Origin of the sequence: Exiguobacterium sp. U13-1 (assembly GCF_001750115.1) — a bacterium.
Lineage (GTDB): Bacteria > Bacillota > Bacilli > Exiguobacteriales > Exiguobacteriaceae > Exiguobacterium_A > Exiguobacterium_A acetylicum.
Map to the genome: position 1 here is coordinate 2,964,924 of NZ_CP015731.1, position 21,284 is coordinate 2,986,207.

Annotated in this window: 21 protein-coding genes; 7 read left to right on the forward strand and 14 right to left on the reverse strand. The window is 50.2% G+C overall.

The features are described from left to right. The 14 genes from uvrB to ESP131_RS15470 all read right to left on the reverse strand — a co-directional run bounded on the left by uvrB (position 1) and on the right by ESP131_RS15470 (position 15,824). Entirely contained in the window at positions 1-1,968 is a 1,968-nt protein-coding gene (gene uvrB, locus ESP131_RS15405) for an excinuclease ABC subunit UvrB (RefSeq protein ID WP_029342490.1), read from the reverse strand. A 206-nt stretch (positions 1,969-2,174) separates the two neighbouring features. Further along, entirely contained in the window at positions 2,175-3,338 is a 1,164-nt protein-coding gene (locus ESP131_RS15410) for a PDZ domain-containing protein (RefSeq protein ID WP_029342491.1), read from the reverse strand. A 22-nt stretch (positions 3,339-3,360) separates the two neighbouring features. After that, entirely contained in the window at positions 3,361-4,785 is a 1,425-nt protein-coding gene (locus ESP131_RS15415; RefSeq protein WP_069940931.1) for a S41 family peptidase, read from the reverse strand. Positions 4,786-4,879: 94 nt separating this feature from the next. Next, the gene (locus ESP131_RS15420) at positions 4,880-6,280 is read right to left on the reverse strand and encodes a murein hydrolase activator EnvC family protein (protein ID WP_029342493.1); all 1,401 of its coding nucleotides are present in this window, start codon (positions 6,278-6,280) and stop codon (positions 4,880-4,882) included. Between the two features lie 40 nt (positions 6,281-6,320). Then, entirely contained in the window at positions 6,321-7,220 is a 900-nt protein-coding gene (gene ftsX / locus ESP131_RS15425) for a permease-like cell division protein FtsX (protein ID WP_069940932.1), read from the reverse strand. After that, positions 7,210-7,896, reverse strand: a complete 687-nt coding sequence (gene ftsE, locus ESP131_RS15430; RefSeq protein WP_029342495.1) for a cell division ATP-binding protein FtsE — start codon at positions 7,894-7,896, stop codon at positions 7,210-7,212. The genes ftsX and ftsE overlap by 11 nt, the downstream gene beginning before the upstream one ends. Positions 7,897-8,089: 193 nt before the next feature. Next, entirely contained in the window at positions 8,090-8,461 is a 372-nt protein-coding gene (gene cccB / locus ESP131_RS15435; RefSeq protein ID WP_029342496.1) for a cytochrome c551, read from the reverse strand. A gap of 115 nt (positions 8,462-8,576) precedes the next feature. Further along, positions 8,577-9,446, reverse strand: a complete 870-nt coding sequence (locus ESP131_RS15440; protein WP_023469242.1) for a YitT family protein — start codon at positions 9,444-9,446, stop codon at positions 8,577-8,579. Positions 9,447-9,543: 97 nt separating this feature from the next. Further along, positions 9,544-10,047 (reverse strand): GNAT family N-acetyltransferase, encoded by a 504-nt coding sequence (locus ESP131_RS15445; RefSeq protein WP_069940933.1) that lies wholly within the window; start codon positions 10,045-10,047, stop codon positions 9,544-9,546. Continuing rightward, positions 10,047-10,814, reverse strand: a complete 768-nt coding sequence (locus ESP131_RS15450) for a class I SAM-dependent methyltransferase (RefSeq protein ID WP_051656296.1) — start codon at positions 10,812-10,814, stop codon at positions 10,047-10,049. Before ESP131_RS15450 ends, ESP131_RS15445 begins: the two co-directional genes overlap by 1 nt. 60 nt (positions 10,815-10,874) lie before the next feature. After that, positions 10,875-11,975 carry a peptide chain release factor 2 gene (prfB, locus tag ESP131_RS15455; RefSeq protein WP_023469245.1) on the reverse strand — a complete coding sequence of 367 codons (1,101 nt, stop codon included), beginning with the start codon at positions 11,973-11,975 and terminating at the stop codon, positions 10,875-10,877. Between the two features lie 68 nt (positions 11,976-12,043). Continuing rightward, positions 12,044-14,563, reverse strand: a complete 2,520-nt coding sequence (gene secA, locus ESP131_RS15460; RefSeq protein ID WP_029342500.1) for a preprotein translocase subunit SecA — start codon at positions 14,561-14,563, stop codon at positions 12,044-12,046. Between the two features lie 216 nt (positions 14,564-14,779). Further along, positions 14,780-15,343, reverse strand: coding sequence for a ribosome hibernation-promoting factor, HPF/YfiA family (gene hpf / locus ESP131_RS15465; protein WP_023469247.1), 564 nt, complete (start codon positions 15,341-15,343; stop codon positions 14,780-14,782). Positions 15,344-15,623: 280 nt separating this feature from the next. Beyond that, the gene (locus ESP131_RS15470; RefSeq protein WP_023469248.1) at positions 15,624-15,824 is read right to left on the reverse strand and encodes a cold shock domain-containing protein; all 201 of its coding nucleotides are present in this window, start codon (positions 15,822-15,824) and stop codon (positions 15,624-15,626) included. Between the two features lie 251 nt (positions 15,825-16,075). Between ESP131_RS15470 and ESP131_RS15475 the strand changes: the two genes are divergently transcribed. From ESP131_RS15475 to ESP131_RS15505, 7 genes are all read left to right on the forward strand, one after another. Continuing rightward, positions 16,076-16,582 (forward strand): competence protein ComK, encoded by a 507-nt coding sequence (locus ESP131_RS15475; RefSeq protein ID WP_029342501.1) that lies wholly within the window; start codon positions 16,076-16,078, stop codon positions 16,580-16,582. A gap of 109 nt (positions 16,583-16,691) precedes the next feature. Continuing rightward, the gene (locus tag ESP131_RS15480; RefSeq protein ID WP_029342502.1) at positions 16,692-18,545 is read left to right on the forward strand and encodes a hypothetical protein; all 1,854 of its coding nucleotides are present in this window, start codon (positions 16,692-16,694) and stop codon (positions 18,543-18,545) included. Between the two features lie 15 nt (positions 18,546-18,560). After that, complete coding sequence (locus ESP131_RS15485; protein WP_029342503.1) at positions 18,561-18,851, forward strand: EscU/YscU/HrcU family type III secretion system export apparatus switch protein; 291 nt, start codon at positions 18,561-18,563, stop codon at positions 18,849-18,851. Continuing rightward, positions 18,848-19,240, forward strand: coding sequence for a flagellar export chaperone FliS (locus tag ESP131_RS15490; protein WP_029342504.1), 393 nt, complete (start codon positions 18,848-18,850; stop codon positions 19,238-19,240). The genes ESP131_RS15485 and ESP131_RS15490 overlap by 4 nt, the downstream gene beginning before the upstream one ends. After that, positions 19,237-20,127, forward strand: a complete 891-nt coding sequence (locus ESP131_RS15495) for a flagellin N-terminal helical domain-containing protein (protein WP_029342505.1) — start codon at positions 19,237-19,239, stop codon at positions 20,125-20,127. Before ESP131_RS15490 ends, ESP131_RS15495 begins: the two co-directional genes overlap by 4 nt. Positions 20,128-20,140: 13 nt before the next feature. Beyond that, positions 20,141-20,581, forward strand: a complete 441-nt coding sequence (locus tag ESP131_RS15500; protein WP_029342506.1) for a YaaR family protein — start codon at positions 20,141-20,143, stop codon at positions 20,579-20,581. Positions 20,582-20,605: 24 nt separating this feature from the next. Further along, positions 20,606-21,268, forward strand: a complete 663-nt coding sequence (locus tag ESP131_RS15505) for a DUF2225 domain-containing protein (RefSeq protein ID WP_029342507.1) — start codon at positions 20,606-20,608, stop codon at positions 21,266-21,268. The last annotated feature ends 16 nt before the right edge of the window (positions 21,269-21,284 follow it).

Below are 21,284 nucleotides of genomic sequence, written 5' to 3' on the forward strand. Positions count from 1 at the left end.
TTAGGCACCTGCTTTCAATTCTAATATGAGGTCGCGGAGCTCAGCAGCTCGTTCGAACTGCATGTCCTTCGCCGCTTGACGCATCTCTTGGTCGAGCTGCTCAAGCAACGTTTCGCGCTCCGGTTTTTTGAGTTTGTTGAACTTCTCGAGTTTTTCGACGGTGTCGTCGCTCTCGATCGTCGTACTGATGACACCACGAACATCTTTTTTGATCGTCTGCGGCGTGATGCCATGTTCTTCATTGAACGCCATCTGGATCGCGCGACGGCGTTCCGTCTCATCGATCGCGCGTTGCATCGAATCGGTAACTTTATCGGCAAACAAGATGACGTGTCCTTCCGAGTTCCGAGCCGCCCGACCAATCGTTTGAATCAGCGAACGATCCGACCGCAAGAACCCTTCCTTATCGGCATCAAGAATCGTCACGAGTGAGACTTCCGGAATATCGAGTCCTTCTCGTAATAAGTTGATCCCGACGAGGACATCGTATTTCCCGAGTCGTAAGTCACGGATGATTTCAATTCTTTCCAGCGTCTTGATCTCCGAGTGCATGTAGTTGACCTTGACACCATTCTCTTTCAAGTAATCGGTCAAGTCTTCTGCCATCTTCTTCGTCAGTGTCGTCACGAGAACACGTTCGTTCTTCGCGACCCGGTCACGGATGTTATCCATCAAGTAATCGATTTGTCCCGTGATTGGATGAATCTCGATCGTCGGATCGACGAGGCCGGTCGGACGAATGATTTGCTCGACCATCTCTTTTGAATGTTCGAGTTCATATGGTCCTGGTGTCGCTGAGATATAGATTGCCTGACTGACTTTTTCCTCGAACTCCTCGAACCGTAACGGACGGTTGTCTTTTGCCGATGGAAGACGGAAGCCGTGATCGACGAGGACTTGTTTCCGCGCCTGGTCTCCGTTGTACATCCCGCGAATTTGCGGCAATGTGACGTGTGACTCATCGGCGACGAGCAAGAAGTCTTTCGGGAAGTAATCAAGCAACGTATACGGTGTTGCACCTTCCGGCATCAAGTTCAAGTGACGCGAGTAGTTCTCGATTCCGGAACAATAGCCCATCTCACGCATCATCTCGAGATCGTAGTTCGTTCGTTGCTCAAGGCGTTGCGCTTCAAGTAGCTGATTGTCTTCGCGTAATTTCGCGAGTTGGACTTCCAGTTCCTTCTCGATGTTCGCGATCGCTTTCTGAAGACGGGTATCTCCCGTCACGAAGTGGGACGCCGGGAAGATTGAGATATGCTCGCGGTCTGCGACGATCTCACCTGTCAGCGGATCCATGTCACGAATCCGTTCAATCTCATCACCGAAGAACTCGACCCGGACACACTGTTCGTCGCGTGACGCCGGGAAGATTTCGACGACGTCTCCTCGGACACGGAACCGTCCTCGTTGGAAATCGATGTCGTTACGCTCATACTGAATGTCGATCAGACGACGGAGCATCTCGTTACGCCCCATCTCATTGCCGACACGTAGTGACAAGACGTGATTGTTGTACTCTTCCGGGTTACCGAGACCATAGATACACGAGACAGACGCAACGATCAAGACGTCCTCCCGTTCGAACAGGGCGGACGTCGCCGAGTGACGTAGTTTATCAATCTCATCGTTGATCGAAGAGTCCTTCTCAATGAACGTATCCGTCGATGGGACATACGCTTCCGGCTGATAATAATCATAAAAACTAACGAAGTATTCGACCGCATTGTTCGGGAAGAATTCCTTGAACTCCGAGTAGAGTTGTCCCGCTAGTGTTTTGTTGTGGGCAAGGACGAGCGTCGGTTTCTTGATTTCCTTAATGACGTTCGAGACCGTGAACGTCTTCCCGGTACCAGTCGCCCCAAGCAACGTCTGATGTCGTTCGCCTTGTTTTAGCCCAGTCACCAATTTTTCGATTGCCGTCGGCTGATCACCGCCTGGCTCAAATGGTGAAACGAGTTCAAATTCCATCGTTTGCTTCCCCCTCATCACGTAAAAAATCTATTTTTATTGTACCACTTTACGAACAAACATTCGATTATGAAGTGCTCCTTTTAGGAAGTTACCCTTTTTTTCGAAAATGCAAAAGTTTCTTTTTTGCTTCGAGTGTTGACCCTCGATTTTTCTGCCGACAAAAAAATCCCCGTCACGGCTGTTCCGTGACAGGGATTTACTCGTTAATGCAAGGACCGCACTTTAGTGCGACCATGGACTGGCTCATTGACGAACAGGATGCCGAGCTCATGATGATCTTGTTCATAGAAGGCACGTTGCGCAAACCGGATGTCTCCGTTATGGTTCATGACTTCAAGACGCAGATACGGTTTGTGTTTTTGGATGGCTTCGTAGAACGATGTTTCCGAATCGACCTTTTCACCATTGACCTTATAGATCGCTTCGCCCGGAATCAAGCCCATCTCGGCAGCTGGTTTATCAGGTAGCGTTCCGAGAATGACGGCACCACGCGTTCCATTGAGGAACAATGGTGTCTGTGCCCGGTTCAATCGTTTGACCCGCTGATGCAACACAATGTGCAGGACGAGCAACAAAACGATCCCGTACAGCCATTCAGCTTGTCCGGTGACGTATGCAAGAACCGTCAATAGAATTGCAACGAGGCTCGTAATTAAACGTCCTTGAACGAGTGGACGCATCAATTCTTTCGGTAACTTACCCGTAAAGAGGAAGCTGAAGCCGATCGGTAACCAGAGAACGATCGGAACGAGCTCTGGGAAGCTGTAACGTGGCCACCAGGCTTCAAGCACGTCGCCCGGAACAAAGACGAGCAAAGGCAATAGCCAAAGTTTATTCGCTGACAGCCCACCGATGAAGCGACCACGCTTCGAAACGACGAGTGACGGTGACAGGCGTCGTTGCCCGCGCCACCAGACGAGGAGACATTCCGCAACGAGCGTTAACGTCGCAAGCAATAAAATCATTTTCGGCTCAACCGCTCGGACCGGATCAAGACGTGCATCCATCAAGAACCAGCCGGCAAGTCCAAGCAAGACGATCGGCCAAAGCGGTACGTTCAAACGTACGATGCCGATCAACAGCAGGACACTTGAGAATCCGAGTAACAGCAAAGCGTATTGCGGCGTCAGCGTCAATCCGAGCCAGCCACTGACGACGGATAAGACGAGACCAACGAGTAACCCTGGTAAAAGTGTTTCGAGGACATCGCTTCGTTTTCCGTGTGTCCGGGAGCGAAATAGTCCACGTTCCCGTTTGACACGCCGGATGCCGATGACCCAACTGACAAGGAGTGCTAACCACAAGGTCGGACTGGCGATGAGACTAATCGCGGTCCAACCAATTTCATCGAGTAATTCCACGCGCATTCAGACCTCTTTCCATTCCTTATTATTGAGCAGCGACCTCGAGTGCTTTTTTCCGCTGGACGTCATTTTTGTCGTCCTCGAGTTTCTTCAGGAGACGTGTCTCCATCTCACCCGCTGTCTGCTGATCGATTTTTCCAGTGACGTCGAGCTTCGCATCTTTTTGTAAGGCTTCGACAGCTTGCTTCATCGTGTCACCGAAATACCCATCCTGTCCTTTTGGCTCGTAACCGATTGCTTCGAGAACTAAGTGAGCGTTTTCGACCGATTTTCCATAATCACCGACTGCAAGTGACTTCTGATCAGTCAGGATCTTCGTGACGTTGAAGTACGCTGGTTGCTTGACTTCAATCGTCGGTTCGACCCCTTTTTTGTGGATCCAGTTGCCGTCCGGCGTCAGCCATTTGTTCGTCGTCAACTTCAAATCACTACCGTCCTTCAGATCGTACGCACTTTGGACGATTCCTTTACCGAACGATTTTGTACCGACAACCTCAGCCCCAGCACCTTCCTTTAGACCGGCTGCCAGAATCTCGGACGCGGACGCGGATCCGCCGTCTTCAAGCACGACGATGTTATAAGGTTTCTTCTCGTCTGCCTTCCCGAATTCCTGCTGCCGCTCCCCTTTATTGTTCTCAACTTGATAAATCGGAACATCTTTCGGAATGAACGGTGCAATCATGCTTGAGACAGCCGTCAAAAGACCGCCCGGATTCCCACGAACGTCGATGACGAGCCCATCGATATTCTGACTCTCGAGTTTCGCGAGCCCCTTCTCGAACTCTTCTGCCGTCGGTTCTGAGAACTGCGTCACTTGCAAGACACCAATCTTCTTCCCGTTGACGTCCTCAGTCGACGTATAGACCGTCTCGATCGGAATCGTGTCCCGTTTGATCGTGATGTCCATCGCGTCTTGACCGCTGCGTTGAATCGTCAGGACGACGTTCGTTCCTTTTTCACCACGGATTTTCTTGACCGCCTGATCCGTCTTTTGCCCTTTCGTCGACTTGCCGTCGATTTCTAAGATGACGTCACCAGGTTTAATCCCGGCTTTTTCAGCGGGCGACCCTTTGATTGGTGAGACGATGACGATCGACTCGCCCTTTTGTTCAAGCGTCGCACCGATCCCTTCGAACGAAGACGATAGATTCGTATTGAACGATGCTGTCTCCGACTCATCCATATAGACGGAATACGGATCGTCAAGCACTTCCGCCATACCGGATAACGCACCATCCAGCAGTTCTTTATCTGTTACGTCCTCTAGATAGTTCTGTTCGATCATTTGACGGACCTGATCAACTTTTTTCCAATCACCCGTCGCATTCGCCGACGACGATGACGTCGAGACAGAATCCGTTCCGCCAGCCGCTAACATTCCGACGGCGCCTGCCCCTAAACCAAGCCCGAAGGTACTGACCGCGATGACTGCTGTTGTAGATTTTTTCACGCTTGATTCCCCACTTCCGTTAAAAAACGCAGTATTTTTTTCAGTATAGCAAAAAAAGATAGGTTACCCTATCTTTTCGGTATTCTATGGGATGTCAAAAGATGTACGGTGCCGGGTCCACTGCATTCGGTTGTCCGACCGCCCACTCTCCCTTATGCAATTCGAAATGCAGATGCGGTCCTGTCGACCAGCCGGTTGAGCCAAGCGTCCCGACCGTTTGACCTGGCATGACCGTTTGCCCCGCAGACACGCTGATCGAGTCGAGATGCGCATAAACGGTCGTATAGACCTGTCTGTCGATCAAATGCGTCACCATGACGACATTTCCGTAACCGGTCGCACTACCGGCACGGAGGACGATCCCACCAGCTGCCGCATGAATCGGAGTTCCTTTCGCATTGACGAGATCGATGCCCGTATGCAACTCCGGTTTCCCTGTCAATGGATTGTTCCGCGGACCAAATGGTGACGACACATAGCCTTTGACTGGTAAGTGGAACGGGCGACTCACATCAACATCAACACTCGTATCCGGTGTTGCACTTGGCGCCTCGATCTCAGGTACCGACGTCTCTGTTTTTGGTGTCTCTGCTTTCGGTGCCTCTCCTTGTTCCTCTTTCGCTGCTGCCTCTCGTGCAGCTTCAGCAGCTTTTGCGGCTTCCGCTTGACGTTTGGCTTCTGCTGCCCGTGCGGCTTCTTCCGCTTTGCGTTTCGCTTCTTCTTTTGCTTTCCGTTCCGCTTCTTGCAGGGCAATCAATTCATTTTGGATCAGACGACGCTGATCCGCGAGGATTTCCGCCTCTTCAGCTTTCGAGAACTGCTCTTGTTGTAGTTCCTTGACCTTCGTGTTCAACTGGACGACGAGCTTTCGCTTCAAGTCAGACTCCGCGATGATCCGCGTCTGAAGAACGAGTAACTTCCGTTGTTCCTGTTTCATGCTCTCCAGTAATAACGCTTGTTCCGAGCGCTGTTCATTCAGTTGCTTGACGTTCGCCTTATAGGCTTGCAAGACATTATCATCTTGCTTGATGATCTCGCTGACCGTACTGAAACGCGAAATCAAATCACCGAAATCCTTTGCGTCGAGCAGGACCTCGATGTATTTGACGTCTCCTTTTTGCTGGACGGCACGCAATCGGCTTCCGAGCAAATCTTCTTGCTGATGCAGTTCCTTCAACGTCTCGGAAATCGCTTCTTCCGTCAGACGTAATTGTTCCTTAGATGCAGCAACAGCCGCTTGTTGATCGGCTATTTTAAGCGCTAAATCATCCAAACGGCTGTTGACTTCATCCAGTTGCGCACGGGCTTCCTTGCGCTCCTGTTTCGTCAAGATTAACTTCTCTGATGTCTGATTCTGTGATCGTTCCGTCTCTTTCAGACGGCTTTCGACCTCCTGTTGTTCCTTCAGCAAATCTTCTTTCGACGTGGCATCAACGGACACACTAGTTCCAATCAAAGCTAAGCTCAGGACGGCAGAATAGAATCGGACTTTCATGAGAAGCATCTCTCCTCTATTTTATTTTTGAGTGAATCACTTAAATCTTCAAGAAACGACCGAGTGATGTCGTAGATCCCCATACACCGATGAATGCACCGAGTCCGAGTAGGATCAAGACGACTTGTGCCGACAGTTCACCTGGTGGAATCAGCGAGAAGATTCCCGCATTCACGGTAGCAAGTTGCGGTTGGATCGCGTTGTATGAGACTTCGTAACCGAAGTAGACGACGACGATCGGGATGATGGCACCTAATACGCCCATCAATAATCCTTCGACGAAGAACGGCGCACGGATGAATCCGTTTTTCGCTCCGACGAGGCGCATGATCTCGATTTCCCGGCGACGGGAGAAGATCGTGACTTTGATCGTGTTCGAAATGAGGAACATTGCCATGAATGTCAATCCGACGATCAGGATGATTCCACCGATCCGAACTCCTTCAAGGAAGTTAAACATCTTTTTAACATAGTCCTTACCATATTCGACACTATCTACATTTTCCATTTTTTTGATGGAATTTGCAAGTGTTTCTGTCTCTTTTGGTGAGGTAGCTTTGACGATATATCGGTCGTGAAGTGGATTATCCTTTTCAACCGACTGATAGGCTTGTGAGCCTTCGCCAAGTTGCTCCTTGAAGCGGTCCAGTTCTTCTTCTTTCGAACTATAACGAACAGAGTTGACACCCGGCATCTGCTTGAGGAAGTCACCCACTGCATCAATCTTCGACTGGTCTGCTTCCCGTTCGACGAACACTTGGATTTCAACGTCTTTTTCGACGTTATCGGAAATCTTGTTGACGTTGAACATGAGCATTGCGAATATTCCTACGAGAAGTAAAGTGACGGTAACAGCACTGACAGAAGCGAATGTCATCCAGCCGTTCCGGACGAGACCTTTTGCCCCTTCCCGTAAATGACGGAATCCATTAAACTTCATAGCCGTACATTCCTTTCTCTTCGTCTCGGACGATTTTTCCTCCGTCGATCGCTAAGACACGATGACGCATCTTGTTAACGATGTCTCGGTTATGTGTCGCCATTACGACCGTTGTCCCACGGCGATAAATTTCTTCGAATACTTCCATGATCTCCCATGCTGTATCCGGGTCCAGGTTCCCAGTCGGCTCATCGGCGATGACGAGTGACGGACGATTGACGATGGCTCTCGCGATCGAGATCCGTTGTTGTTCGCCCCCAGATAATTCGTCCGGATAGTTGCGCTCTTTATGTTTGAGCTTCACGAGATCGAGAACCTCGAGGACTTTCTTCCGGATTTGTGATTTGTCTTCTCCTACAACTTCTAGCGCGAAGGCGACATTTTCATAAACCGTCAATGACGGGAGTAGTTTGAAATCTTGGAAGATGACGCCGATTTGGCGACGAAGTTCGGGGATTTGACGGTTCTTCAGCTTACCGACTTCGATTCCTTTAAATAAAAATGAACCGCTCGTTGGTTTCTCTTCGCGGTACATCATTTTCATAAATGTTGATTTACCCGCACCCGACGGACCGACGATATAGACGAATTCGCCTTGATTGATCGTCAAATCGACCTCACGGAGTGCCGTGACGCCGTTCGGATAAATCTTACTGATTCGTTGCATCTTGATCACGTACTTCACATCCTTATTTATTTACTGATGCTGATGGATAGGTCTAAAAACCTACCGACCACCATTATAACAGGGACAAAATTGAACGCACATTACAATCAAATGTCATTTCAGGCGATTATACCATAAAAAAGAGGCACGAATGACGAACACGTGTCGTGTGTGTCATCTCGTACCCCATCATATCCCATAATTACTTTTTATCAGCGAGCCAGTCGGCAACGGCAACGATTTCTTCATCCTCTTTCAAGAGTCCGGCAGGCATTTGCCCTTTCCCGTTCTTGATGATTTCCTGGATTTCTTCTGAAGAATACTTCGAGCCGACCTTCGTCAGGTTCGGTCCGACGTTCCCTTCAAGGTTGTTCCCGTGACACGATGCACAGTTGTTCGCGAAGATTTTTTCCGCATCGACGGCTGTTTCCGTCTTCGACGAATCATCGTTCATCGTCGACTCTTCCTTCGTACTTGACGAATCGCTAGAGCTTGAATCGTCACTGCCGCCACACGCCCCGAGCGCAAGCGTTGTTCCTAAACCTAACGCAAGTAACAAGTTTTTCAGCTTCATCCGGATATCCCCCTCTTGTAAGTATCTGCAAAAACACTTCTGACCTAGTTAGAGTATAACCGTTATCCGGAAGAGTTAAGCGTGATTTCACAAAAACTTCACGAGTTCGGAACAATTACGGCACATTCCGGTAACGTTTATCATCGGTAAAACCGAGACCGAGCACTTCGTGGGCTTCACTGACGACGAGAAACGCCGACGGATCGATGTGTTTGACGATCTCTTTGAGCGTCGTGATCTCCCCTTGGCGAACGACGACCATCAGCATCGGTTTCCGTGTCCGTGTGAACGCACCTGCTGCCTCGATCTCCGTCGCCCCGCGATCGAGCGTCTCGAAGATTTCCTTCACTAACGCTTCCCGTTGATCGGAAATGATATAGGCGAGCTTGTCGTTCGTGATCCCGAGCTGGACGACGTCGATCATCTTGATCGTGATGAACAAGGCGACGAGCGCATACAATCCGATCTCGAGCGAGAAGATCGTCGCCGCACTGATGACGATCGTTCCGTCGAGCAAGGCAATACAGAGATGGAGCGGCAACTTGGTGAAGCGATGCAAAATTTGCGCGATCAAATCCATTCCCCCGGTCGACGCCCGGCCCCGGAAGATCAGACCGAGTCCGATTCCGACACCGGCACCGCCGAAAATCGCGGCAAGCATCGGATTCATCGTCGCAGCCGGAACATCGAACCGCTCATACACGAGGATGACAACCGGTAAAAAGATTGAACCGACGAGTGATTTGACACCAAACCCCATCCCGAGGATCATCCAACCGATCGCTAGTAAGACAACGTTCGCGACGAGTTGGAATAACCCGGGCGAGATCCCAAACAAATCGTTCAAGACGATCGATAAGCCACTGACGCCTCCTGAGGCGAGTTGATTCGGTGCTAAAAATAAACTAAAGGCACTTGCGACGAACAAGGACCCGATTAACAAATACGCATAATCGCGCACGACTTCCTGACGTGTCGATGTCATGACATTCCATTTCCCCTTATCGATTGATTCTCGTGTTTCATTTTAGCGGAAAAGTCAGACAACGACTAGATAGGCGGAACAACTCACAGTGTTCCCTTTATACCGCACTAAAGGGCGGACTATAGCGGACGATGCCGCTAACGCCACGCAACCCATTTCGTTCAAGCGCAAGGACGAGAAAGACCTCTGGCGGAACGGGGAACGGTGGGTGAATATCATAGTCGATCGCCCGTTCGAAACCAAACTGTGGATAGTAGCTGTCGTGACCAAGTACAACGATGTGCGATTCACCAGCATCCCGCGCATCCTCAATCACTTGACGGATCAATTCGGAACCAATGCCTTTTCGTTGCCAGACCGGCAGGACGCCGACTGGTGCTAAAGCAAGCGACGGAATGTCATCGATATGGATCCGGCTTAAGAGGACGTGTCCGACGATTTCTCCTTTATCAGTTACCGCGACGCGACCGAAGACCAGTTGCGCTGCTTCATCCTCACGTAAGGCATCGACGAGGTTTGCCTCGTTCGGTTGTTCGAATGCCGCTTCGTGAACGAGCCGGATTCCCGCTGCATCCTTGAAGCCTTCTTTACGAATGATCATCAGATATTGCTCCCTTCGAGTGGTTTTGTTGCAAGAAGCGTAAATTCCTTCGGAATGTTCTCACCGTTCCAGCCCCGATGCTCATCGAATCGCTTTAATGTGAAACCTGTTCGCAGGACACCGTTTAAGATTTCGCTCAGTGTAAAATAGCGGACGGAGACATCCGGAAAATCGACTTGCTCCTCGTCCGTAAAGTGCGTCTTATATGCCAAGTCACCCGCCTGTACCGCTTGATCGAAATAACACGGTTTATACGTCAAGTCCGTATCAATCCAGCGTCCGACCGGATGAAAGTCACTCAGGATCAACTGTCCACCGGGCTTCAACATTGTAAAGAGAATCTGCAGAAAACGCTCGAGATCAGCAAAATAATGCAAAATCCCACCTTCTAAGTAGAGGATATCAAATGTCTCGCTGTATCGCTCAAGGTCGATTGCATAGAGATCGCCGACGACATACTCAATCTTTGTTCCAGCAGCATGGGCGAGTTCTAGCGCGTACCGCGCATTCTCCTCCGAGATATCGAACACCGTGACGTCTGCCCCGAGTAACGCTAACGGCACCGTCTTGCGTCCGTTCGAACCACAGATGTTCGCGATCGTCTTCCCGGCTACGTCTTCGAGATGACGACGATGTTTCTTCAGGCTTGCGGCTGGATCTTGTTTGATGATCGCAGCATATTCCGCCGGTGTTCCGTCGCGTTTCTCCCAAAATTCATACGCCCGGTACTCCCACGCTTGTTTGTTGATCCGACTTTGCTCCTGCATCACTGTTCCCCCTTTGACGGTCAAAAAACCAGTCGAACATCGTCCGACTGGTTGGTTGTCTTACATATTCATGAGACGGAGGTACGCATCGATGAAGCCCATGATGTCACCATCCATTGCTCCTTGTGTGTTCCCGACTTCATAGTTCGTCCGGTGATCCTTGACCATGCTGTATGGGTGGAAGACGTACGAACGGATTTGGCTACCCCATGCGATATCCGATTTTTCACCACGGATCTCGTCGAGTTTCTTTTGCTGCTCTTCGATTTCGCGTTGATAAAGTTTCGCTTTCAACATCTTCATTGCCGCTTCACGGTTTTTGATCTGCGACCGTTCTTGTTGACAGGAGACGACGACGCCTGTCGGAACATGTGTGATCCGGACAGCCGAGTCCGTCGTATTGATGTGCTGACCACCGGCACCAGAGGCACGGTACGTATCGATCCGTAAATCTTCCGTACGGACTTCGATGTCGATGTCATCGTTGAATTCCGGCATAACGTCACACGAGACGAACGATGTATGACGGCGACCTGACGAGTCAAATGGTGAAATCCGGACTAAACGATGGATCCCTTTTTCGGCTTTTAAGTATCCATAGGCATTGTGCCCTTGAATACGGAGCGTGACTGATTTGACACCCGCTTCATCACCCGGTTGGTAGTCCATCGTTTCGACTTTCCAGCCTTGCTTGTCGCAGAAACGTTGGTACATCCGGAGAAGCATCGATGCCCAGTCTTGCGACTCGGTCCCACCCGCACCTGGGTGTAACTCGAGGATCGCGTTGTTCGCGTCATATTCGCCGTTTAAGAGGATTTGAAGTTCGAAGTCTTCGAACTTCTTCTTGAGATCGCCAAGTTCTGACTCGAGCTCTTCTTGAAGATCCGCATCCGGCTCTTCCTTGATCAATTCGTACGTCAAGGCGACGTTCTCATGACCTGCTTCGAGTTCTTTGTATTTGTCGACCATCGCTTTTAAGCCGTTCGACTCATCGATGACTTTTTGTGCCGATTCCTGGTTGTTCCAGAAGTCTGGGTATGTCATCTCATTTTCAAGTTCTTCGATCCGGGCAATCTTCGACTCGAGGTCGAGTGATGCCTTATATTCGTCGAGTTTCTTTTCCATCCACTCGGCGGTGTTGCGAATTTCTGCTAATTCCATGTGTTCCACCTTCTCTTTCCGTGAAAAGAGGCAGGAATCTCCTGCCTCTCTTTCAGTCGATTCATCACTTATGCCTGACGGCCGTGACAGTTCTTATATTTCTTACCGGATCCACACCAGCACGGATCGTTGCGTCCGATTTGGTCGTTTGGATTTTTCCTGACCGGCTTTTTCTTGACCGCTTTGTCTTCCTTACCCGAAACGGCGACTTCGTCTTGAACAACTTTTTCGCGTTTGAGGTTTGGATCGAGATCTGCCCGAAGGACGAATTGTGTCACTTCTTCAGCAATCGCAGCGTTCATCGCATCAAACATCATCGAACCTTCCGATTGGTATTCACGGAGCGGATCGTTTTGACCGTATGCCCGGAGGTGAATCCCTTCACGGAGTTGATCCATTTGATCGATATGGTTCATCCAGTGTTGGTCAACGGCACGAAGAACGATGACTTTTTCGAACTCATCAAATGCTTCGGCTGGTACTTCTGACCGTTTGTGCTCATAGTGTGCGAATGTCCGCTCTTTGAGCAACTCGATGATTTCTTCGCGTTCTTTTCCGAAGAGGTCGCTTTCCGTGACCTTCTCTTCGATTGCAAGCGTCTGATTTGCCCACTCCGCAAGCGCACCGATGCTCCACTCTTCCGGGACGAACTCGACCGGCGTGTACTGATGGACGCCTGCTTCGATCGTCTGCTCGATCATCGGACGGACGATATCTGACACGGAACCCGCATCGAGAATCGCTGCCCGGTCCGCGTACATGACTTTCCGTTGGTCTGCCATGACGTTATCGTAGCCGAGGACTTGTTTCCGCGCATCAAAGTTGTTGCCTTCGACGCGTTTTTGAGCCGATTCAACGGCACGAGACACCATCCGGCTCTCGATTGGTTGCGAATCATCCATTCCGAGACGATCCATCATCGATTGCAACGAATCGGAACCGAAACGACGCATCAATTCATCTTCAAGTGACAGATAGAATTGTGATGCCCCTGGATCTCCTTGACGACCAGCACGACCACGGAGCTGGTTATCAATCCGGCGTGATTCGTGACGTTCTGTCCCGAGGATGAAGAGACCGCCTTTATCTAAGACACCTTCACCAAGCTTGATGTCGGTACCACGACCGGCCATGTTCGTTGCGATCGTGACCGAGTTCGCTTGACCGGCGTTCTCGATGATTTCCGCTTCACGTGCGTGGTTTTTCGCGTTCAAGACTTCGTGACGGATGCCACGTTTCTTGAGGATGTTGCTGAGCAACTCTGACGTCTCGACGGCAACCGTACCGACGAGGACAGGCTGTCCTTCGCGGTGGGCACGTTCGATTTCGTCTGCGACAGCAGCGAACTTCCCGTTCATCGTTTTGAAGATTAAGTCCGGCATATCGTTTCGGACGACGGGTTTGTTCGTCGGCACCGGTACGACATGCATGTTGTAGATGTTACGGAACTCTTCTTCCTCCGTCTTCGCTGTACCCGTCATCCCAGCAAGCTTCGTATACATCCGGAAGAAGTTTTGGTACGTGATCGTCGCAAGCGTCATCGATTCGCGTTGAATCTCGACGCCTTCCTTCGCTTCGATCGCTTGGTGCAGACCTTCTGAGTAACGACGCCCTTCCATGACACGACCTGTGAACTGGTCGATGATCATGACTTCGTCTTCACGAACCATATAGTCGACGTCGCGATGCATGACGGCGTTTGCCCGCAGTGCGAGGCTCAAATGATGGTTGAGTGAGACGTGCTCAAGTCCGAACAGGTTATCGATGCCGAAGTATTTCTCAGCCCGGTCGATCCCTTGCTCCGTCAACAGAACACTTTTCGTTTTGATGTCGACTGTGTAGTCTTCATCTGCTTTCATGATTTTTGCGAATGCATCCGCTTGCGAATAGAGCGCTGTCGATTTCTCGGCAGACCCTGAGATGATGAGTGGTGTCCGTGCTTCATCGACGAGGATCGAGTCAACTTCATCGACGACAGCGTAATGGAGCGGTCGTTGTACACGGTCTTCTTTATAGAGGACCATGTTGTCACGCAAGTAGTCGAAACCGAACTCGTTGTTCGTTCCGTACGTGATGTCACAGCTATAGGCTGCTTGTTTCTCCTGACGCGACATGCTTGAGAGGTTCAAGCCGACCGATAGACCAAGTGCCGCATAAAGAGGCTCCATGATGTCACGGTCACGTTTTGCGAGATATTCGTTGACGGTAACGACGTGAACGCCGTTGCCAGCGAGGGCATTCAAATAAACAGGGAGTGTCGCAACAAGCGTCTTACCTTCCCCGGTTTTCATTTCGGCGATGTCCCCGTTGTGCAGGACATATCCACCAATCAACTGAACGCGGTAGTGGCGCATGCCGAGAACGCGTGTCGAAACCTCGCGACAGACCGCGAAAGCTTCCGGTAAAATATCATCTAAGTCTTCTCCGTTAGCAAGACGCTCACGGAATTCAACGACTTTTCCTTCAAGTTCTTGATCCGATAACGCACCGATTTGTGTCTCGAATGCTTCTACAGCGTCTGCTGCTTTTTCGGCTTTCTTCAGGACACGTTTCGTTGGTGCAAATAATTCTTTTAGAAAATTAGCCATGCCTTACAGTCCCCTTACTTCGAACGATTCTTTGAACGAACAGAATTCCGAGATTTTTCCTTTATTCAGTGTACCGAATACGACGTCAAATTTCAACAAGCGGACCAAGCAGCGGTCTCGGTCTTTTGTCATAAAGCAAACGTATCGTGTTTAAAAATAGTTTTCCATCATATCAAAAAGGGACCCGCCCGTAAGAGCGAGTCCCTGTTGCATTCATTATTCTGGTTCAATCAAACCGTAACGACCATCTTTACGACGGTAGACGACGTTCGTGTTGCCCGTTTCTGCGTCTGAGAAGACGAAGAATGCGTGTCCGAGCATGTCCATCTGAAGAATCGCTTCTTCCGTGTCCATTGGTTTGAGTGTGAAACGCTTCGTCCGAACGAGTTCGAGTTCTGCCTCGTCCTCTTCATAGACTGGCGCTTCCGCTTCCGGTCCTTCGAGCGTTTTGAAGTACTCTCCGATGCCGCCTTCTTTAGCGCGTCCTCTCCGGTTCAACTTTGTTTTGTGTTTCCGGATTTGACGTTCGAGCTTATCGACGACGAGGTCGATTGCTGCATACATATCGCCATTGATATCCTCTGCACGGAGCAAGAGGTTTGGCATTGGAATCGTCACTTCGACTTTTTGCTTCTCATTGTTGACTTTGAGATTGACATAAGCCGTTTGCGCTTCCGTAGGAGTTGTAAAATAACGAGTTAACTTTTCAAGCTTTTTCTCGACGTAATCCTTGAGAGCATCTGTGACGTCCAAGTTTTCACCGCGAATGTTGTAGATCATGTAAACTCCTCCTTAAGTAACCGGTTGAACCTATGAATTCGAGATGCTTCAGTCGTTTCCTTCTGAATATTCGAAATTCTTTGGTTCGTTTTTATTATAGCACGATAAGTGAAGGAAGACCATGAAAACGATGACATTCTCATGAACGTTCACTCCGGTTCTTAGCGTACGATAATATTGAAGCATGTTGATGTTAACGTATATACCCGTTTTATCTAAACTCAAAACAAAAAACCGCTTTTAGGCGAATAGCCTAAAAACGGTGGCGGCTGCTATTGGATTAGATCTTTGAAACGTTCGCAGCTTGTGGACCACGATCGCCTTCAACGATTTCAAATTCCACTTCTTCGCCTTCTTCAAGTGATTTGTAGCCATCGACTTGAATCGCTGAGAAGTGTACGAATACGTCTTTCGCGTCAGACGTCTCGATGAAACCATAACCCTTTTCAGCATTAAACCATTTTACTTTACCTTGTTCCATTCGAATTCACGTTCCCTTCGCAAACCAGAGTTCGAGAGCAAGCTCTCTACGGCTTAGTCTATCAAAAGAAGGAATTATTGACAATTAAAAATTCTGATTAATTTGAATTCATCCCGAAAAATGAATAATATTCCCTACTTATTGGTCTATATTTTAAAAAATTACGTTGTCATTACAGTTGTATTATTGTATTATATCGTTAGTAATTACCTATTTTATCCATTGTCCTATCTTAAGGAGGATGTAGTCGAATGCGACCATTCCATAATGACGAAAAGTATCGAATCACGAAACGGACGGTGGCGATTCTCCCGTGCTACGACATGATGAAGCAATCCATCATCGTACTCGAGGATGGCTCGACCATCATGACACCGCTTCGGCCGTATCAACTACTGCAGCTTTCCTGCAGGCAATACAACAGTTCCATCGAGGAACGCATCGTGACAGCAAAACGTGTCGCATCTGTGAAAGGAAAAGTCCCAGTCGTCATTGAACCGACACTTGGCCTCGTGTTTTTCCCAACGAAATCACCGAAACGTGATGATTGCGAGTGGTACGCTTGGAGCCACATGTCCGAAGTCATCGAGGAAGACGGACAGACGAAGCTCAAGACTCGTAATGGCATGATCCTTCCCGTAAACGCCTCTCCTTACATCGTCCGCAACCAAATGAAAGCAACTGGCGAGCTGATGGCTCGTTATCAACAATTGAACGCGATGACATTAGAGGAACGCTTTAATGCAATCAAATCTTAAAGATTAACCGTAAAAAAATCAGGGTTGGGCGATGAATTCGCTCAATCCTTTTTGGTTTCTGCCGATATATAATGAGATGATAGTTTTAAAAAAACAAGGAGGCTTCTCGATGAACATCCAATTGAACCCGGCACGTCCGGCGCAATCCCCTGGTCAGACGCCGCTTTCGGAGACGAAGACCTATAAAGGTACGGTCCTTGAGCAGACCGGTCCACATACGGCTCTCGTCCAGGTCGGTCGGGATAAGATCGAGATGACCTTCACGGGCGACGTTCCGACAGGTGATTTTCAGTTCAAGGTCAAAGGACAGACCGCAGAAGGTTACCTGATCGAACAGCTGACTCCAGCGACACCAGACGCGGAAACCCCACCTGTCCTGTCCGTTCCCTCAAACGTCGATCCTGCCTTACTTGAAGGCGTACCAGCGGAACTGAAACAGGCCGTCGCAAAGTTACTGGCGAGCGGACAGTTGCCACAAACATCAGAAATCGTCGCCCAGCTCGTGACGGCACTGCAAGGAACCTATAAAAACTTAGCACTCGAACTCGTGTCGCGACCGGACACGACACTGCCCGTTGACGCCGACGTCTTGATCGCGAGTCTTCTGGCTACGACGGAAGATTATCCGGACGTCCTGCCGGAACGAGACGCCTTAAAGGAGCAGCCGACGTTCGAAAAAGCTGTCGCGCTTGATGTCGCCCGCGTCACCCTGCCAACGCAACGCGAGATCGAGACAGCATCGCCACTCCATATCCGGCAATACATCGAACACCTACCAGCAGAGAAACGCCCGGCTCTCGTCGCTACGCTCGAACGAGGCGATGTCGAAACAGTCCGCAAACAGCTCGCGCCTTACTTCCCGCAAGCGCCACTCGAGCCGAAGACGAGCGTCCGCGAGCAACTGATCGGTCTGACGGCACGGGCAAGTCAACCGGAAGCTCAAGCAGCGCAAACGACACCGGTCCGTTCCGCCTTGACGCTTGTCCGCGAAGTGACGCCACGGCTCGCTGAGATCACGAATGATTTCAAGAGCCAACAACGAACGATCGTCTCGCAACTTCGCCAGATCGAACCACTCGTTGAGACGCGTCCCGTCCAAATGGTCGCCGTTATCGAAAGTACGGCGCAACGCTTAAAACAAGTCTTCCAGCAAACAGATGCCTTACTGCATACCTCGATGAAAGATGAAAAACAGCTGATTCATTTCTTATCGAAACTCGAACGGGGCGCGGAACTGGCATTACTCGGACGCGGAACAGAGGCAAAAGCCGTCTTACAGGAAGTCCGGATCGCATTCGAAGCCTTCCGTTATGCGCCGGCGAACGTCCGCCCGACCTACTTACCGGAGATGCAAGGACTGCCACCGCAAGCACCAACGCTACCAGCGCAAGTAGCAACAAAAGCCGTTCCATATGAGCCGCAGCAGAACAGCCCACGACTTTTGCAAGAAACCGTCCAAAAGACGCTTCAGCTTCAGACGGCAGAACTGAAACTGAGTACACCGGCAGCGAACCCCGAAGCCGCCAAATTGCAGACGTTCCTTGCAGCGCAACAGCAAGTCAATAAACCGGATAGCCAGCAACAGTTGAACCAGATTCTCCTGGCGTTACCGGTCCAACTCGTCGAAGCGACGGCAGGACTCCACGTTCACTTGCAAAATAAACGTCCGGACGAAGTGATCGACTGGGAAAACAATACGTTGTATGTCCAGCTCAATACGCCGCGCCTCGGTGAAATCGGTGTCCGCGTTGAGACCGTCAACCGAAAGATGCAGATCACGATTGAAAATGATTTCCCAGTTCTTGAACAACTGGCGACCCCGTTCCTCGACCGAACGACGGATGCCTTGCAAGCGACCGGTTACCAAGACGTCCGAATCCAGTTCCGTCCGTTCACGCGCGAGCAAGTGACGGAGACCGTCAAACAAGACGAGATACCGCGTGGCTACGACTATCGTATCTAAAAAGGAGAGACCGTTATGTATCAGAAAATCGATTTAACCGGACGCAAGACCGCTGCCGTCCTCCGCTACGATGAAGCATCCGGTCAAGCACCGGTCGTCGTCGCTCGGGCCAGCGGACAAGCCGCCGATCGGATCCTACAAGAAGCACGAGCAAACGGCGTCGCGATCGAACACGATACGTCTCTGCTCGGTCACTTACTTGATCTTGATCTCGGAACAGCGATTCCCCCGCAACTGTACGACGTGATGGCAGAACTGCTCTTATTGATCGAAGAACTCGACAACGCGAAAGGACGGCAGACATGACAGAACAAGAACTTTACGCGATGACCCCACAACAGCTGACGGAAGTGATGCTGACGGGACTCGTCCTCCAATATGACCGCTCGATACTTGCGCGTGACGCGAACCGCTTCGATGAAGTCAACGAACACCTACAAAAAGCTTATCAGTTACTCGACAAACTACAGGCGGGACTGCATGACGACGGCGGTATCATCACGGCACAGCTCGACGCGCTTTATCACTACCTCGCCGAGCAGACGTTACAGGTTTATAAGACACCGAGCGTCTTAGACGAGTTGCTTGAACTAGCAGAAGACTTACGCATCACCTGGCAAGCGGCACAAACCGACGAACGACCACTTGCGCGCGCCGTACATCATCAACGATACGAAGGGATGGAATACGAATGAGAATCACCAATAACGTTCAAGCCTTGAAGGCTTATCGCAACCTCAGCATCAATCAGACGAATGTCAAGACGACAATGGATAAATTGTCGAGCGGTCAGAAGATCAACCGGGGAGCGGACGATGCAGCTGGTCTTGCAATCTCGGAGAAGATGCGAAATCGCTTGAAGGCACTCGATAAAGCCGAACAGAACGTCCTTGACGGTGTCTCGATGATTCAAACGGCTGAAGGTGGTTTGAGTGAGACACATAACCTGTTGCAACGAATGCGTGAACTGGCAGTTCAAGCTGGTAACGGTACGCTCGCAACAGAAGACCGGACTGCAATCCAAGAAGAAATTAACCAGCTGACGAACGAAGTCTCACGGATTGCGAAGACGACACAGTTCAACGGCAAGGAATTGTTGAGCGGTAAGTTCAACGATGCCGATAATGCCCTGTTCATCCAAACGAATGCTGGTGCAAACGAAGGGATCTCAATAACGATTGACGATATGCAAGCTCTTGCGCTTGATGTCAGTTCAACAACGCAAGCTGATCCGTCGATTCGCCCGCTTGATTTCCCGAGCGGTAACGCACCAGAGTATGCGCTAAGTGTAATGACAGCTACGGACGCAAACGATGCAATCAGTCGTTACACGCAAGCGATCGATACGGTCTCACAGCAACGGGCACAACTCGGTGCGATTCAGAACCGGTTCGAAGCAACGTCATCCGTCCTCAGTGTCAGCGTCGAGAATTTAACCGCATCTGAGTCACGGATTCGCGATACCGACATGGCACGGGAGATGATGGAATATGCGAAGTACAACATCCTCAATCAATCGGGGATGGCAATGATCGCTCAAGCGAATGCCCTGCCGCAAGGGGTCTTACAACTACTCAACTAAGGAGGCAGATCCGATGGATATCCGCCGCATCCAAGAAACGCAACGACTACAGTCCTTAAAAGGCGGTCCACGTGAAGTCGAAGCGTCAACGACCTTCTCTGCCTTGATGCAGGAGAAACGGGACCATAAAGGTTATGAGCGCCTGCAACAAAAGCTCGCGCTCGTCGAAGAACACGGACAATTACTCGCTGAGAGCCAGACGATCGAGCATCTCGAAAGCTACAAAGAAAAAATCAAGGACTTCCTAAAAGATGCCCTCGACCAATCGCAACAACTCGAAGAGAAGCGTGGCTTTAACCGCCGCGGACGGACGAAGATTTATAAAGTCGTCGAACAAGTTGACGCAAAGCTCCTCCAGTTGACGGATACCGTCATCTCTGGTGAATCGCGCCGTCTCGATATCCTCGACCAAATCGGCGAGATCAAGGGCATGCTCGTCAACGTCTTCGTTTAATTCAGATTAGAGGAGTTCCTCCACATGCCAGACCTATATCTTAAAAAATGTATCTGTCCCTTCTGCTTGAAGACGACGGAAACGAAACGTGTCCTGTCGCGACATATCCGTGTCGCTTCGACCGACTTCGATGGGTTCGTTCGCCATCAAGGCGTCAACGTCTACCTTTACGAACCGATCCAGTGTAGCCATTGCCGGTTCTTCTTCCACGAATCGTTTGAGAAGTTATCTCCAGATGTGCGCACGACGTTACAGGACCACGTCCTCCCAACGCTCCCCGTCCTACCATTCGCTAGCACCGAGCGGACGATCGAGCAGGCAATTCAGCTTTATAAGCTTTGCCTCTACACGGCTCAAGTTACGGAACAAAAGCCAGCGATCCAAGCGATGCTCGGTGTGCGTTTGTCCTGGTTACACCGCTTGGCCGGTCAACCGGACGATGAACAACTCTGGGCGAGTCGAGCAATCGAGAAGTATCTTCCGCTGTACGACAACTATACGTCCGTCAAAGAGAGCGGGATTCCAGAAGACGTCCTCTTGCTACGGATTGCTGACCTGTACGCCGTGACGAAAGAGAAAGACACGGCTCGCCTCTGGTACAGTCGTTTGTTCCAAAGCAAGACGGCGACTGACAAAATTAAAAAAGACGCACGAATTCACTGGGAATGGGTGCAAGAGCAGGACTAATCCTTGTTCGTCATCA

Excerpts from the sequence above, each read along its gene's own strand:
- ESP131_RS15490 (WP_029342504.1), top strand. The coding sequence starts at position 18,848 with ATGACAGAACAAGAACTTTACGCGATGACCCCACAACAGCTGACGGAA.
- ESP131_RS15480 (WP_029342502.1), top strand. The coding sequence starts at position 16,692 with ATGAACATCCAATTGAACCCGGCACGTCCGGCGCAATCCCCTGGTCAG.
- ESP131_RS15495 (WP_029342505.1), top strand. The coding sequence starts at position 19,237 with ATGAGAATCACCAATAACGTTCAAGCCTTGAAGGCTTATCGCAACCTC.
- uvrB (WP_029342490.1), bottom strand. The coding sequence starts at position 1,968 with ATGGAATTTGAACTCGTTTCACCATTTGAGCCAGGCGGTGATCAGCCG.
- ESP131_RS15450 (WP_051656296.1), bottom strand. The coding sequence starts at position 10,814 with ATGCAGGAGCAAAGTCGGATCAACAAACAAGCGTGGGAGTACCGGGCG.
- ESP131_RS15445 (WP_069940933.1), bottom strand. The coding sequence starts at position 10,047 with ATGATCATTCGTAAAGAAGGCTTCAAGGATGCAGCGGGAATCCGGCTC.
- hpf (WP_023469247.1), bottom strand. The coding sequence starts at position 15,343 with ATGATCTACAACATTCGCGGTGAAAACTTGGACGTCACAGATGCTCTC.
- ESP131_RS15500 (WP_029342506.1), top strand. The coding sequence starts at position 20,141 with ATGGATATCCGCCGCATCCAAGAAACGCAACGACTACAGTCCTTAAAA.
- cccB (WP_029342496.1), bottom strand. The coding sequence starts at position 8,461 with ATGAAGCTGAAAAACTTGTTACTTGCGTTAGGTTTAGGAACAACGCTT.
- ESP131_RS15440 (WP_023469242.1), bottom strand. The coding sequence starts at position 9,446 with ATGACATCGACACGTCAGGAAGTCGTGCGCGATTATGCGTATTTGTTA.
- secA (WP_029342500.1), bottom strand. The coding sequence starts at position 14,563 with ATGGCTAATTTTCTAAAAGAATTATTTGCACCAACGAAACGTGTCCTG.
- prfB (WP_023469245.1), bottom strand. The coding sequence starts at position 11,975 with ATGGAATTAGCAGAAATTCGCAACACCGCCGAGTGGATGGAAAAGAAA.
- ESP131_RS15475 (WP_029342501.1), top strand. The coding sequence starts at position 16,076 with ATGCGACCATTCCATAATGACGAAAAGTATCGAATCACGAAACGGACG.
- ESP131_RS15470 (WP_023469248.1), bottom strand. The coding sequence starts at position 15,824 with ATGGAACAAGGTAAAGTAAAATGGTTTAATGCTGAAAAGGGTTATGGT.
- ftsX (WP_069940932.1), bottom strand. The coding sequence starts at position 7,220 with ATGAAGTTTAATGGATTCCGTCATTTACGGGAAGGGGCAAAAGGTCTC.
- ESP131_RS15410 (WP_029342491.1), bottom strand. The coding sequence starts at position 3,338 with ATGCGCGTGGAATTACTCGATGAAATTGGTTGGACCGCGATTAGTCTC.
- ESP131_RS15505 (WP_029342507.1), top strand. The coding sequence starts at position 20,606 with ATGCCAGACCTATATCTTAAAAAATGTATCTGTCCCTTCTGCTTGAAG.
- ESP131_RS15420 (WP_029342493.1), bottom strand. The coding sequence starts at position 6,280 with ATGAAAGTCCGATTCTATTCTGCCGTCCTGAGCTTAGCTTTGATTGGA.
- ESP131_RS15485 (WP_029342503.1), top strand. The coding sequence starts at position 18,561 with ATGTATCAGAAAATCGATTTAACCGGACGCAAGACCGCTGCCGTCCTC.